This window comes from Paraburkholderia lebeckiae, from assembly GCF_050436225.1.
In the GTDB taxonomy this organism is placed as follows: Bacteria; Pseudomonadota; Gammaproteobacteria; order Burkholderiales; family Burkholderiaceae; genus Paraburkholderia; species Paraburkholderia tuberum.
Window position 1 is genome coordinate 1576108 of record NZ_JBNDLU010000001.1, and the last position, 14000, is coordinate 1590107.

13 protein-coding genes are annotated in these 14000 nt (G+C 63.1%); 5 read left to right on the forward strand and 8 right to left on the reverse strand.

The annotated features are described in order from the left end of the window. Positions 1 to 47 precede the first annotated feature (47 nt). Together OKW45_RS07360 and OKW45_RS07365 are read right to left on the reverse strand one after the other, a co-directional pair. Positions 48 to 599, reverse strand: a complete 552-nt coding sequence (locus OKW45_RS07360) for a type 1 glutamine amidotransferase domain-containing protein (RefSeq protein ID WP_429466875.1) — start codon at positions 597 to 599, stop codon at positions 48 to 50. A gap of 202 nt (positions 600 to 801) precedes the next feature. Continuing rightward, complete coding sequence (locus OKW45_RS07365; RefSeq protein ID WP_018425290.1) at positions 802 to 1146, reverse strand: hypothetical protein; 345 nt, start codon at positions 1144 to 1146, stop codon at positions 802 to 804. 171 nt (positions 1147 to 1317) lie between these two features. Here OKW45_RS07365 and OKW45_RS07370 point away from each other — a divergent pair, with 171 nt between their 5' ends. Further along, positions 1318 to 2625, forward strand: a complete 1308-nt coding sequence (locus OKW45_RS07370) for a DNA topoisomerase IB (RefSeq protein ID WP_429466877.1) — start codon at positions 1318 to 1320, stop codon at positions 2623 to 2625. 27 nt (positions 2626 to 2652) lie between these two features. Here OKW45_RS07370 and OKW45_RS07375 read toward each other — a convergent pair whose 3' ends face one another. Next, entirely contained in the window at positions 2653 to 2949 is a 297-nt protein-coding gene (locus OKW45_RS07375; RefSeq protein WP_018425292.1) for a hypothetical protein, read from the reverse strand. Positions 2950 to 3036: 87 nt separating this feature from the next. Next, entirely contained in the window at positions 3037 to 3348 is a 312-nt protein-coding gene (locus OKW45_RS07380; RefSeq protein ID WP_429466879.1) for a hypothetical protein, read from the reverse strand. Positions 3349 to 3644: 296 nt separating this feature from the next. Between OKW45_RS07380 and OKW45_RS07385 the strand changes: the two genes are divergently transcribed. Together OKW45_RS07385 and OKW45_RS07390 are read left to right on the forward strand one after the other, a co-directional pair. Next, the gene (locus tag OKW45_RS07385) at positions 3645 to 4151 is read left to right on the forward strand and encodes a PRC-barrel domain-containing protein (RefSeq protein WP_018425294.1); all 507 of its coding nucleotides are present in this window, start codon (positions 3645 to 3647) and stop codon (positions 4149 to 4151) included. A gap of 62 nt (positions 4152 to 4213) precedes the next feature. Further along, on the forward strand, positions 4214 to 4627 hold the full coding sequence (locus tag OKW45_RS07390; RefSeq protein ID WP_018425295.1) for a DUF3175 domain-containing protein: 414 nt from the start codon (positions 4214 to 4216) through the stop codon (positions 4625 to 4627). A 38-nt stretch (positions 4628 to 4665) separates the two neighbouring features. On the opposite strand, the gene OKW45_RS07395 is transcribed toward OKW45_RS07390, so the two are convergent. Together OKW45_RS07395 and OKW45_RS07400 are read right to left on the reverse strand one after the other, a co-directional pair. Next, entirely contained in the window at positions 4666 to 7431 is a 2766-nt protein-coding gene (locus tag OKW45_RS07395; protein ID WP_429466881.1) for a winged helix-turn-helix domain-containing protein, read from the reverse strand. Between the two features lie 183 nt (positions 7432 to 7614). Then, positions 7615 to 8376, reverse strand: a complete 762-nt coding sequence (locus OKW45_RS07400; protein WP_018425297.1) for a response regulator transcription factor — start codon at positions 8374 to 8376, stop codon at positions 7615 to 7617. A gap of 965 nt (positions 8377 to 9341) precedes the next feature. Here OKW45_RS07400 and OKW45_RS07405 point away from each other — a divergent pair. Continuing rightward, positions 9342 to 9710: an EAL domain-containing protein gene (locus OKW45_RS07405; RefSeq protein WP_429466883.1), complete on the forward strand. Its 369-nt coding sequence runs from the start codon at positions 9342 to 9344 to the stop codon at positions 9708 to 9710. 72 nt (positions 9711 to 9782) lie between these two features. Here the strand turns inward: OKW45_RS07405 and OKW45_RS07410 are convergent, their stop codons facing one another. After that, positions 9783 to 10928 (reverse strand): branched-chain amino acid ABC transporter substrate-binding protein, encoded by a 1146-nt coding sequence (locus OKW45_RS07410; RefSeq protein ID WP_429466885.1) that lies wholly within the window; start codon positions 10926 to 10928, stop codon positions 9783 to 9785. A gap of 35 nt (positions 10929 to 10963) precedes the next feature. Beyond that, entirely contained in the window at positions 10964 to 12196 is a 1233-nt protein-coding gene (locus OKW45_RS07415; RefSeq protein WP_429466887.1) for an NAD(P)/FAD-dependent oxidoreductase, read from the reverse strand. A 318-nt stretch (positions 12197 to 12514) separates the two neighbouring features. Here OKW45_RS07415 and OKW45_RS07420 point away from each other — a divergent pair, with 318 nt between their 5' ends. Continuing rightward, the gene (locus OKW45_RS07420) at positions 12515 to 13942 is read left to right on the forward strand and encodes an aminotransferase-like domain-containing protein (protein WP_429466889.1); all 1428 of its coding nucleotides are present in this window, start codon (positions 12515 to 12517) and stop codon (positions 13940 to 13942) included. Positions 13943 to 14000 lie beyond the last annotated feature (58 nt).

Consider the following 14000-nt stretch of genomic DNA (forward strand, 5'->3'; position numbering starts at 1 on the left):
GTCGAATCACCGATGCGCAGGCTCCGAAGCCAACGCGCCGCCTGCGATCAAGCCGCCTTGCGCTTCGTCAGTTGCCCGATCAGCGTCTTGTTGAACGCGGGAAGGTCGTCGGGTTTGCGGCTCGAAATAAGATTGCCGTCCTCGACCACTTCCTGATCGACCCACGTGCCGCCCGCGTTGCGAATATCGTCCTGCAGGCTAGGCCAGCTCGTCACCGTGCGCCCCTTGATGATCCCCGCCGATACCGGCAGCCACGTGCCGTGACAGATCACCGCGATCGGCTTCTTCGCGTTGTCGACCGCTTTGACGAACGCCTGCGCCTGCGGCAGCAATCGCAGCGCGTCGCCGTTCACGACGCCGCCCGGCAACACCAGCCCGTCATAGTCGTCGGGATTGGCCTTGTCGAAGGTCGCATCGACGTCCACGGTATCGCCCTTGTCGACGTGTTTGAAGCCCTGGATCTTGCCCGGCTTCGCCGAGATCACGTGGACCGTCGCGCCCGCTTCGGTGAGCGCGCGTCTCGGCTCCACGAGTTCTGCCTGCTCGAAGCCATCTACGGCGAGTACCGCTACCTTGTAGCCATTCAGTACATCAGTCATGTGTGCTCTCCTTCATGCGGCGCCGCGCTCATGCACTTGCCCGTGATGCATGTGCATAGGTCTGCGCCTTCATTAAGCGTGGTTGAGCAAAACACGTGCCAGGTTGTGGCAGTGTTCAGCGGGCTGACATTACGTTGGCGGTGCACCGACGCTGCGGTTGCGCCGTTCAGCTCGAGCCGCCGCGTGTGCAAAACCGTCGTTGTCAGACGTCGGTTTCGTCTTCGTCGGAGCGTTCCGCGCCCGGCGGCACTTGCGGATCGACGACGTGGTCGGTGCCGATATCGCGGTCCACCTCCAACGTCGAATCGCCATCGGCGGATGCGCGCTCGCCCGTACCTGAGCGATCGGTATCGCTGCCGAGTTCGGCGTCGCCGGCTTCGAGCGCGTGATTGTCGAGTTCCGTATCGACGTCGAAATCGTGACGCTTCGCGCCCGCCACATCGCTGCCGCTATCGGACGAGTCGCTGGGACCCAGCGCGCCCGTCGTGCCGGACGTTTGCTTGACGGTCTGCTGCGGCTCTTCATCGGGGTTGAGTGTGCTGCTCATGAAAGCTCCTTTTCCGGTTGGTCACGTCGACTTTTCCGCAAGGACCGTTCCGCCTCAGCGCGCTGGTCACCTGTCGATGGCATCGCCCTTGCTTCCCGCCGATCACACGGCATACATCGCACCTCCTCGGCGAACCGGTTCGACCCGGGCTTGAAACTTCTACTTGCAACAATGTCTACCGCCACTCATTCCACGACCACATCACGCAGCCCGACCACCGCGAACGGCAACACCGCATTCCAACCGATGCCGCCGGGATTGCGCCACGCCGACGACACGAGGCCCGGCTACACACGCAAGCGCGAGCGGAACGGCTTCATCTATTTCGACGTCAACGGCAAGCGCATCGTCGATGAGGACGAGATTCAACGCATCAATTCGCTCGCGATTCCACCCGCGTACGAAAACGTGTGGATCTGCCCCGATCCGCGCGGTCATCTGCAGGCGACCGGCCGCGACGCGCGCGGCCGCAAGCAGTACCGCTATCACCCCCGCTGGCGCGAAACGCGCGACGCCGACAAGTACGAACGGATGGCCGAGTTCGGCCGCGCATTGCCCAAAATCCGCGCGCGCGTGGCGCGTGATCTGAAGCTGCCCGGCATGCCGCTCGACAAGGTCGTCGCGGCCATCGTGCAGTTGCTCGATACGACGCTGATCCGCGTCGGCAGCGCGGAATACGCGCGCGATAACCACTCGTACGGATTGACGACGCTGCGCAAGAAGCACGTGAAGATAAGGGCCGGTCAATTGCGCTTCCAGTTTCGCGGCAAGGGCGGCATCGAGCACGACGTGACAGTGGACAATCCGAACATCAAGCGCATCGTGCGACGTTGCGCGGAACTGCCCGGTCACGACCTGTTCCAGTATCTCGACGAAGACGGCACGCGCCACAGCATCGGCTCGACGGATATCAACGAGTACCTGCGCCGCGTAAGCGGCGCGGACTTCACCGCCAAGGACTACCGCACGTGGGCCGGCAGCGTGTACGCGCTCGCGGCATTGCGCCGCTTGATGTGCAGCAGCGCGGCCGAAGCGCGTCGTCATATCGTCGCGACCGTGAAAGAAGTGGCGACGCTGCTACGCAATACGCCCGCCGTCTGCCGGCGCTGCTATATCCACCCAGCGATCATCAGCGCGTTCGAGGCCGACGAGTTGCAGAGCCTCGCGCCAGGCCAATCGCGCCGCGGACTCAAGGTAGATGAAGTGGCTTTTGCGGTGCTGCTCGCGCAGGCGGAAAAGCGTGCGGCGAAACTCGCGCGCGCATCCGCTGCCAAAGGACGCAAGACGCGGGAGTCGTCGGTCGACGACAGTATCAACGCTTCGCTGACGAGTCTGCTAAAAAAGTCGCGGGTGGTGCGCAAGAAAAACACCGCCACGAAAGAGAAAAGCGCCGCGGCGCATTTGCGAGCCACGGCACGCGTGCGTACGCGGCGCGCTGCGCGGGAAATCGCATCCGAACCTAAACCGCCGGCCGAGTGACGGGCTCAGCGCTGAATCGCCCCCGGCTCAAACATCTTCCTCGAACGCCGCCATCACGAGCCAAACGTCGCGTTCGCCGTCGCGTATCTCCGCCGCCAGCGCATAGGCATCGTTTGGCGAACATACGCGCGCGAGCGTGCTATGCGCGACTTCACCGTTGTCGAACACGCGCTCCGACAACGGCCGCACTTCCTGCTTGCCTTCGAACATCGGCTGTTGCCGACGATACACGAGCGTCTCTGACTTCCAGTTCCTGAAGCACTGGCGAACATGCGCGAAGTCCCCGCCGCAGATGTTGGCCTGATAATGAATCTTCTTCGTCACGATTTTCTCCCTCGATGGGGAGCGCGATATCGCCGGCGCGTTACGATGAACGCACAGGTGCATCGCCGCGCCCGCATCGATCCAGCGTTACTGTCCCTTGGTATCGCTGCTGGCATTGGCGCCGGGCGTGTTCGTCGTATCGGTCATCGGCTTGTTTGCCTTCGACTTCTTGTGATGATGTTTCATCGACGAAGTCGATCCCATGGTGCTGCCCGTGGCATTCGACGCGGGCTCGTTGCCCGCCGTCGGCGCCGCGGTCGCCGCGCCATGCGCGTTGCCGCCGCCGGCGCCGCTATTGCCGTTACCGCCGCCCGCCTGCGCGAACGCGGCGCCCGACGCGACGGTGCCCGACGCGAACACACATGCCGCGAACAGCCATGCCTTCGGATACTTGCTCATCTGGGTTCTCCCTGAAGTAAAAGGACGGGTGCGCTCCTTCGGTTCCCTGCTGCCATCACTGAGAGTCGAGCAAGGCCTATGCCGCGCGATGCAGTCGTCGCATGCGCGCATCGCGCTTTGCCGCTCAGCGCTTGCGTCGGCACTGACGAAATAATTGCAAACGCGCTCGCATCCTTTACGCACGCGGTGCCTCGTCGCGCGGATGCGCCGCGCGCCACGGCGCAACGGCGGGCATGGCTAGATGGAACGGCCGTTGCTAAATGCCTCGGTACATTACCCCTTCAAAGGAGCCCATCATGGTGATGCAGACCCAGACACAAGGTGCCAACATCGTTGGTAAAGGCGCCGCGACCGCGGAAGGCCCAGGTCCGGATGTAATGGCAGCGGCTACGCTCGACGGCAACAAGGTTGTCAGCAGCGACGGCGAGCACATCGGCAAGATCAAGGACATCATGCTCGACGTGCGTTCGGGCCGCGTCGCGTATGCGGTGCTGTCGAGCGGCGGTTTTCTCGGCATCGGCGACAAGCTGCTCGCGATTCCGTGGAGTGCGCTGACACTCGATACGCAGGAAAAATGCTTCGTGCTGAACATGGTGGCCGAGCGCGTGAAGAACGCACCGGGATTTGATAAGGATCACTGGCCATCGATGGCGGATCAGACGTGGGCCACCACCGTGCATCAGTACTACGGCAGCGAACCGTACTGGGGCGGCGACGTCTATACGAGGCGCGACGACCTCGGCGTCGGTGACGTTCCCGCGGGTTCGTCGGATGCGCCCGAGGCCGGTGGCGTGAAGCTCTGATCGCCAAATCGACCATTTTCGACGCGTGGCCAATCCGACATTCCGCTTCAGGAGACAACACAATGGCGACCCGAAAGACCAGCAGCAAATCGAAACGCCCTGTGTCTCATGGCAAGTCGGGACGGCCACCGCGTCAGCGCCACGCGCAGGCGCACGCGGCGCATCGCGCCAAGACCGCGAGGTCGAGCGGCGCATCCGGCGCGAAGAAGTGGTCGCATCACGTAATGGAAACGAGCGACGCGATGGACATCCAGAAGGATATTTTCAAAACCGGCAGCGCGGAGTCCATCGCGCAATCGTTGAAGCACTCGTCGACGGCGAGCCGTCGACGCAAGGGCACGCCGTTTCAATCGGCAATGTCGATGCTCAATTTCTACATCAATCGAGCGGGCCGAAACCTGCCGAAGGAGCGGCGCGATACGTTGCAGCGGGCCAAGCGCAAGCTACGCGAAGCGTTTGGACGAGAGCCGCGGTGAGGTGACCGGATGACGGCGCCATCACGCGGCACGGCGCGTCAGTCGGCTCCAGGCTGAATGCCGAAGGCACTCTGCACGGCCTCGTACCGCGAATTGACGTTCAGTTTTTCGAACACGTTCTTCATGTGCCATTTGACCGTCTCGGGTGCCAGATTCAATGATCGTCCGACTTCCTTGTTGGACAGCCCGCGAGCGACGTAGCCCAGTATTTCGAGTTCTCGCGCGCTCAGTGTGCCCGGCGTTATCTTCGTGTCGGCATAGCTCGACGAAGAAGATGCCGTGTTATCCGCCTCGTCGAAAGCCGACAGCACCGTGCCGATATACGTGGCGTGCCCGGTCGCGATTTCCGATGGCGTGCGGCGAAAGCGTTCCAGCAACGCACGCATCGGCGGCCCCTCGTCCACGAAGCTATTGATCATCCCCATCGCGCCGCCGATCCGCAGCGCGTTTCCCAGCGCGGCGAACGCCTGTTCCGAAGCGCCGTTCCGCTCATGCGCGAGAGAAAGCAGCAACGAAACGACGGCCTCGGCATAGCGCCAGCCCAGTGTAACCAGATTGTCGAGTGAGCGCGAGAGAAAGCCAACGGCGTCGCCGGCGGCATTTTCAGCGAGCAGAACGCGGGCTTGCAGCACGCAGTAGCTTGCCCACGTTTCCATCGCCGAGCCCCGTCGCCCTTCGCACATCATCGGTACACTCGCGCTCAGTTCGTCGCTGACGTGTCGCGCCTCGACCACCCTACCGTCGGCAATCAGCTGTCTGACGGTTTCCGCATCGCACGCGAGCTTCAGACGCAACCATCGACGGGTTATCGCGAGCTGTCGACCGTCCTCGAGAACGGCGAGCGCCGGCCCTTTTTTTCCATCCCGCCACAGCAGGCGCGACGCGGTAAGCATATAGCGCATCAACGCGGCAAGCGGCGAGGTCTCCAGCGCGATGGTCATGCGAGCGTCGATCAACTTCCGCGCCTTGGACAGCTCGTTGCACTCGTAGTAAATCGACGCAAGGCAACCGGCTACCGCGGCCGCGGCCGCCGACCACTCCCCTAGCTGATCTTCGGAGTACCGCATCGCGACCTCCATCACCCGCCTCGCATCGGGAAGTTCGCCGTGGATCAGCGCGGCGATGCCGTACACCGCGTCGCGCAGCATATCCGCGCTGTTCGGCTTCCGGCTGAGTCCCACCTGATCGACCCGCGCTCTCCATTCGCGGGAGATGTAGGCGAACTGCCCTCTATACATCAAGCCGAAAATCTCCGCGCTTTGCCCGTAATGGCGTACCCACGGTTCCGCAGGCGCCGTCGATGCCTCAACGGCACGCCCGAGTTCCAGCGCATGTTCGCTGTCGTCGTTCACGCATGCGATCATCGCGCGGATCGCATTGATCTCCGCCCTTGCGACCTCGTCGGCTACCGACCGATCATCGCGGGCCGTTCGCTCGAATTCGTCGGCAATCTCGCCGATCTCCTTCGACGCGCGCGCGGTTTCAAGCGACATCGCGAGAGCCCAGACTTTCGCCAGACGCAAGCGCAGTCGACCCGCGATCACGTCCGGCGGCAGTTTGCGAATCCAGCCCGGCAGCATGAACGGGTCGCCGCGTTGGAGCATCTCCATCGCGCAGTTTTCGGCCCACTGCGCCGCCTGACCGATGTCGCCCGCAGCCAGCGCATGTCGCACGGCTTCAGGCCACAGGCGAGCCCGCGCGAACCACAGGCTGGCCCGGCGATGCAGCAGCGGAACCTGTCGTGGCGTCTGACGCATGAGACGGCGGCGAAGCGCGTCGCTCAGCAATGCGTGATAGCGATACCAGTTCTGCGTCTCATCGAGCGGCCGGATGAACACGTTGTGGCGCTCGAGCCAGTCCAGCTTCTCTCCGCTTTCGCCCTCCCCGCCCATGACATCGTCGCACAGCGTCGCCGTAAGCCGCTCGAGAATCGACGTGTAAAGCAAAAACGTCAGCATGGGCGGCGGCAAATGCGCAAACACCGTATCGTTGAGGTAGCGATCGATGCCGAAGCGGGAACCGGCGAGATGACTGGCGAGCGCGGCCACGTCATCGATCCGGTTCAGTCCGAGCGAAGCCAGTTGCAAACCGGCCACCCAGCCTTCGGTCGCGCTGTTCAACAACTCGACGCTGTTGCGGTTGAGCAGCGCGTTACCGGTGTGGTCGAAAAACGCCTGAGCATCGTCGAGCGAAAAGCGCAGATCGTCGACATTCACACGCGAAAGTTTGTCGGGCGAGCGCAGCCCGCTCAGCGACAGCGCCGGTTCGCCGCGCGCGCCGAGCAGCACGTGCAGGTTGTCGGGCGCATAGCGCAGCAGGCGCGACACGATCGCGAGAACGGATTTCGCGCTCAGCCGGTCGACGTCGTCGAGCACCAGGAAAACACTGCGGCCGTATGCGGCGATGCCATTGAGCAGCACCGAAATGACCGTTCTGACCGGCGTGTTTGCATCGTTATCGAGAAGTTGCTGTGCCTGCCACGCGATCTCCTTCGACGCGCGACAAAGCGCCGCCACCAGATAGGCCCCGAGTTGCTGCGGATCGTCGTCTTCTCCATCGAGACTGAGCCACGCAACGGGACGCTTCTTTCTCGTTTGCGCTTCGCTCCACGCGGCAAGCAAGGTCGTTTTGCCGAAACCCGCGGGCGCGGTCACGAGCGTAATGTGACGCGGACGCCGTTCATCGAGTCGCCGGAGCAATCCCGGCCGTTGCACGCAACCCGCGGGAAGACGCGGCGGCATCATCTTGGTCTGGATCAGCGACACGATCCATTCACGCTCGAAACTATCAGCGGTTGTATTCATGAGTTGTCCTCTCACCGGCTATCCGTGAGAGGCATGGAGGGTCGTTGTGAATTTGTTTTCAAGATACGCCGAACCGTGTGACGACTCAATGAGGAGCCGCGCAACGAGGCGCGACCAGCGCAATCCGTTTGAGGTCGCTCATGGTCTCGTGTCGGATCTCTGGCGGAGATCGCTTTGCGCGCCCTACTCGGACCCGTCGTTCTTCGCGACAGCGTCTTCCGGCTCGGCGCTGGCCGGCGCTTGCGCTTCCGCGCTGCCAGCATCGACCTCGTCGAGCCGGTAGCCGTGCGTATAGACGGTCGTCAATCGCACGCCGTTGTCCGGATGCAGGGCCAGCTTGCGTCGCAGCCGGTAGATATGCGTGTCGATCGTGCGCGACGTACTATCCAGCTCGCGGCCCCACGCAAGCTTCGCCAGAAGCCGCTTGGAAACGACCCGTCCGACGTTCGCGAAGAAATAGGCCGCCACGTCGAATTCCTTTTCCGTCAACAAGATCGATTCGCCGTGCAGAAAAACACTGCGCTGCGTGACGTCGAAGACATACGGCCCAACCGCGATTGCACTTTCCACCTTTATGCTGCGTCGTGTGCGACGCAATAGCGCGCCTACCCTTGCCCCCAGCTCTTTGGCCCGGAACGGCTTGACGACGTAGTCATCCGCGCCGGCGTCCAGCGCCCGCACGATGTCGACTTCCAGAAGCCGACTGGTCACGAACAGCACCGCGGGTTCGCGGCCCAGGTGACGGCGTATCCAGTACAGCACCTCGAAGCCGCTCACGCCCGGCAATTCCCAGTCGAGCACCACGAGATCGACCTCGTTGGCCTGAAGAAAACTGATTGCGTCCTTGCCCCGCTCGACCTTGTTTATTCGATGCCCGGATTGCCCGATTTCCCTTTCGACCGAATCAGCTTGCGCGGGATCGTCTTCCACCAACAGGATATTCATCTATCACCTTTTTCTTTCGCCCTGGCGACTTGAAGACCGGCCCGCTCGACAAACCGGTTCAAACAGGACGAAAAAGCCAACATAAAATCGCATACGGCACCAGGTCGGCGTGAGCGGCCAGCGGCGCCGGCCCCGTATGCCTTGTGAATTTCGAGAAGAAAGATAGAGCCAGTCGCTTTTCAAATCCCCCCCTTTGGGGAGGGGGGATGGTATTTTCGAAGGGGGGGTCATATTGCGCGATCGCCCCCCTTATCAGTGATTCGATCTGGCCCGCGAACATCCGGCCGCGCGTCGTCGGCGGCAATGGATCGGGATCGTCGCGCACATACAGCCGGTTTCCCCGACTGCGCTCGAAATGTCGGTGTCACCTAGCCCTTGTAGTTGCCCGAGCCGATTCCGACCGCGAGGGTCCTGCCGGGGTCGACGTCCGGGATCATCATCAACGCGATCGCACCGTTTTTAAACTAACCCCGATTGGCGAGGATCCTATCGATCGGCAGTTTCGCCATTGCGAATTTTTGTGACATCTCACGGTGTTTGACGATTAAAGACGCAATTCACGAATGTTCACATCGGCTCGACATCGGTTACGAATGCATCCGATAAATCACCATTAACGTGAATTAAATGTCAATTCGCTGATTTGCCGTCTGCGAGGCCGGCTTTTCAATAATTCACAGCGCCACATAGCGGGGTTCGATACGCTCACAACACGAATCTCCTAGCATCGAATCGCATACATGCCAGCAGACAGAACGAGGAGAGGCGGCGACTAATGGCGCACGAATTCTCAAATAGTCGACGTCAAAAGGCGCGTGATCGTGTATTCAAACTTTGCGCATCGCGGAATTGACATAAACATGGAACAGATCGCCACGGACGCTCGTACCCCCTGCAGCATCGCCGACGCCGAACGCGGTCTGGCCGCACGAGAGTTCTTCTTCGTGTATTAGCCGAAGCTGCGAATGGGAGAAGGCCGATTGTCGGGCTTTGAATCGCTGTTGCGATGGAAAAATCCGTCACGCGGTGTATTGACACCGATCTCGTTTATCGACCTCGTGGAAGACTCGCCGCTGACCAGGAGCTTCACGGATTTCATCGTGACGGAAGCAGTGCGAACGCTCGCCAATTGGACCGTGCGCGGATACGACACGCTCTCGCTGGCAGTTAATCTTCCCGCGGCCGAGATCGGGCGACCCGGCCTCGCGAACACGTTGTCGACCCTGCTGTGCAACTGCTCGATCGATACCTCGCGCTTGCAGATCTATATTTCCGCCCCGATCGCCGACGAGCAGATAGACAAACTTGTGGCGAGGCACGGTCTCGTGCATTGATCGGACAAGCCGGCGCGCGAGGTGACGCGCCGCACAGCAGCGTCGCGCCAGCCGGCCCAGTCTGAACAATGCTCACACCCCGCCGCCCACGGTCCGCTGACTCTTCCACTGCCCCTGCTGTACCTCGAACAGCGTATAAGGCGGCTTGATCAGATCCCCATGCGGATCGAACGCGATTTTCCCCGTCACGCCAGTCACGTTCACTTTTGGAAAAGCCGCGACGATCTTGGCGCGATCGAGCGAATCCGCGTCCTGGATCGCCTGAATCATTGCCAACGCGGCGTCGTATGCGAACGGCGCATAAAGCTCGACATCCTGATTGAAGCGCGCCTTGTAGCGCTTGCCGAACTCCTGCGCGGACGGCAGCTTGTCGAGCGCCGGACCGGGCTCGAGATCGCGCGTACCTTCGCCCGCGTTGCCCGCGATCTGCAGGAACGCGTTGCTCTTCAGCGCGCCCGCGCCAAACAGTTGCGCGGGCATGCCGAGCGAGCGCATCTGCTTGACCAGCATCGCTCCCTGTTCGTCGAGCCCGCCGAAGAAAATCAGATCGACGTTTTTCTGCTTCAACGAAGTCAGGATCGCGCGCAGATCGACCGCCTTGTCGTTGGTGAACTCGCGATCGACGATATTGCCGTTCGCCTGCTTCGCGCCCTTCTCGAACGCATCGGCGAGGCCCTGGCCGAACGCGGTGCGGTCGTCGATGATGCCGATGCGCTTCGCCTTCAACTGCTGCACCGCGAACTCGCCCGCGATCACACCGCCCACGCCGTCGTGCCCCATCGTGCGAAACACGTTCGCGAAACCCTGCGCGGTGAGCGCCGGGTTCGTCGAGCCCGGCGTGATCATCGCGACGTTCGCCGTGTGATAGACCGCCGAGGCCGGAATGCTGCAGCCCGAGTTGTAATGGCCGATCACGCCGACCACGCCGTCGTCGACGAGCTTCTGCGCGACCTGGATCGCGATGCGTGGATCGGCCTGGTCGTCCTGCACGTCGAGCACGTATTTGACGGGTTTGCCGCCGATCATGGGATGCTTCGCGTTCGCTTCGTCCACCGCGAGCTGCGCGCCGTTCTGTAGATCCTTGCCGACCCGCGCAACGGGTCCGGTCAGCGGTCCGACGAAGCCGATCTTGACGATTTGCGGCTCGGCGCCGTACGACGGCGCATGCGCACACAACATCCCAAGGGCGAGTGCGACAACCAGGTTTCTGCGTTTCATGATGTCCGTCCTCTTCCGTCCAGCAGTTGCGGTGATTAAAAACGACGCGGGCTATATGGCGCGAGATCGACCGGTGGCACGCGCCCCGCCACCAGATCGGCGACGACGCTGCCCGTCACGCCGCCCAGCGTGACGCCCAGATGCTGATGACCGAACGCGTAGACGACACGTGGCGACGCGCTCGACGGCCCGACGACCGGCAGGCCGTCGGGCAGGCTCGGACGGAAACCGAGCCAGTCGCTATCCGGTTGCGGCAATTGCGGCAGTGCGTGCTGCGCGGAGCGCGTGATCAGATCGAGCAGCGCGGCATTGCGCTGTGGCCCATAGCCGCCGAGCTCGACGGTGCCCGCCGCGCGAATGCCGCCGTCCATCGGCACCATGTAGAAGCCGCGCTCGGCCCAGCCGCATGGCCGTGAAATCAGCGACGACGTGCCGGGAAAACGCACGTGGTAGCCGCGTTCGGTATCGAGCGGTACGCGGTCGCCGCATTGACGCGCGAAGCGGCCCGAAAACGCGCCGGCACAGACGACCACCTGCGCGGCGTCGTGGGCGCGACCCGCGTCGTCGACGATGCGCACGCTGGTGGCGCCCGGCACGAGCGTACGAACCGCGCTGCGCTCATGCGTGAGACCGCGAGCGAGCAGCGCCGCGTGCAGCGCCTGCAAGAAGCCGCGCGGATCGCTGAGGAACCAGCTGCCGTTGAACAACGTGGCGTGCGCAAAGATCGGCGCGAGATTCGGTTCGAGTTCGGCGATGCCGGCGCGGTCGAAGTTTTCGAAGCTCACGCCGAGCGACCGGCGCAATGCGAGCGACGGCTGGGCGGCCTCGAACGACGCCGCATTCGAATACAGGTACAGGCATTCGCGGGGCCTCACGAAGCGCGACAGGTCGTCGCTCTCGAGCATCTCGCGATAGCCGTCGAACGCGCACGACAGCAGGCTCGCCAGCGCCTGCGCGCTGTGCTCGTAGCGACGCGGCATCGACGCGCACAGAAAGCGCGCAAGCCACGGCGCGAGTTGGGGCAGATAGCGCCAGCGAATCCGCAGCGGACTCGTCGGCGAAAACAGGAAACGCGGCAGATTGCGGAACACCGCCGGGTTGTTCACCGGAATGCAGCCGTAGTTGGCGAACGTGCCCGCATTGCCGTATGACGTGGCCTCGCCCGGACCGAGCGCGTCGAACAGCGTGACGTGGTGACCGTCGCGCATCAGCCAGTAGGCGCACGACAGGCCGATGAAGCCCGCGCCCAGCACGGCGACTTCGCTCATCGCGTTCGCCGGCCGGCCGAACTGGCCGCCCGACCCGAACCTGCACCGGACGTACCGACCGGCAGGAGCGTGCTCTGCTGTTCTGTCACAACCGTCCCTCCTGTACTACAGTTGCGCGTCGCCTTTCGACACAGCGCCATACAAATCATGCTTTAATACTCACACAAAGTTTTTTTGTGTGCAATTAATTTGGCTTTGTGTGGACTTAGGTACTTTCCCCGAGGGAAACGGGCGGGCATCGTGCAGGGCAACCGAACGGGTTTAGTATTGGCTTGTCCGGTACGGTCGAACGAGTTTTTGTATGGAGATTCACGCTGGATGAAAAGCGCAATTGACCACACAAACGGTGAAGACGTTCTCCAGACAAAGGGGCGTCAGCCGACTTATCTCGAAGTGTCGCGCAGCCTCGAGGAAAAAGTCCGCAGCGGCCTCTATCCGCCGGGCAGCCGCCTGCCGCCGCAGCGCGAGCTTGCATTGGAGCTGGGCCTGAATGTCTCGACCGTGTCGCGCGCGTACAAGGAGTTGCAGACGCGTGGGCTGATCGTCGCGAGCAAGCGGCGCGGCTCGATCGTCACCGGCGGCGCCATGCCTGCCGTGCATGCCCGCAGCGACAACACGCCGGCAAACGGCAACCCAAACGCGAACGCCGTGCTCGATCTGACCGTGAACCGGCCTGCCACCGGTGAATTCCTCACACAACTCGCGCGGACGATGGCGCAAATTGCGCACGATCCCCGCTATCCGGAGACCCAGGAATATCAGCCGCCGCAAGGGCCCGAATGGGCGCGGGCCGCGGGCGCGCAATGGCTCGCCGCGCCCGGCTTCACTCCCGGCGCCGACAGCGTGGTCGTCACGAGCGGGGCACAGCATGGCCTGTTTGCGGTGTTGAGCAGCTTGATGGGGCATGAAGGCGTGATCCTGTCGGATCAGCTGACCTACTATGGGTTGAAAGCCCTCGCGCCGGTGTTTCAGTTCGAACTGGTCGGCATTCCGAGCGACGACGAAGGGCTGCTGCCCGACCGTCTCGAAGACGCGTGCCGGCATCGCCGCGTGAAGGCGATCTTCACGGTGCCGAATCTGCAGAACCCGACCGTCGTGACGATGAGCCTCGCGCGTCGCGCCGCGCTCGCCGACATCGCGCGTCGGCATCACATCGTGATCATCGAGGACGACGTGTACGGTCCGCTGCTGCAAGCGCGCCTGCCGACGATCGCCAGCCTGTGCCCGGAGCTGACCTTCCACATCACGTCGACCTCGAAGATCCTCGCGCCGGGTCTACGCATCGGCTATCTGCGCACGCCGCCGCATGGCGCGGCGCTGGCTGCGGAAGCGGTGCGAACGACCGCATGGATGCCTGCGCCGCTGTCGACGCTGATCGCGTCACGCTGGATCGAGGACGGCACCGCGCAGACGATCCTCGACGCGCAGCGCACCGAGTTACGCGCGCGCCAGGAGATCGCGCGCGAACTATTGCCCGCCGAGCATCTGAAGAGCGACCCCGCATGCATGTTCGTGTGGTTGCGCGTGCCGCCGCCGTGGCGCTCAGACGACTTCGCGGCAAACGCGCTCGCGCGCGGGGTCAACACGATGCCCGCATCCGCGTTCGCGGTCGATCGCTCGACGGTCGAGCACGGCGTGCGCATCAACCTCGCTTGCGCCGAGTCGCGCGAGCAGTTGACGCGTGGCCTGCAGATTCTCGCGCACACGCTGCGCGACCGGCCGCGCGCGCTGTTCGGCACGATCTAGCTAGCGGTGGAAGCGTGAAGCGGAGCCGCTAGAATACGGCACCCCCTGCCCCGCCGAG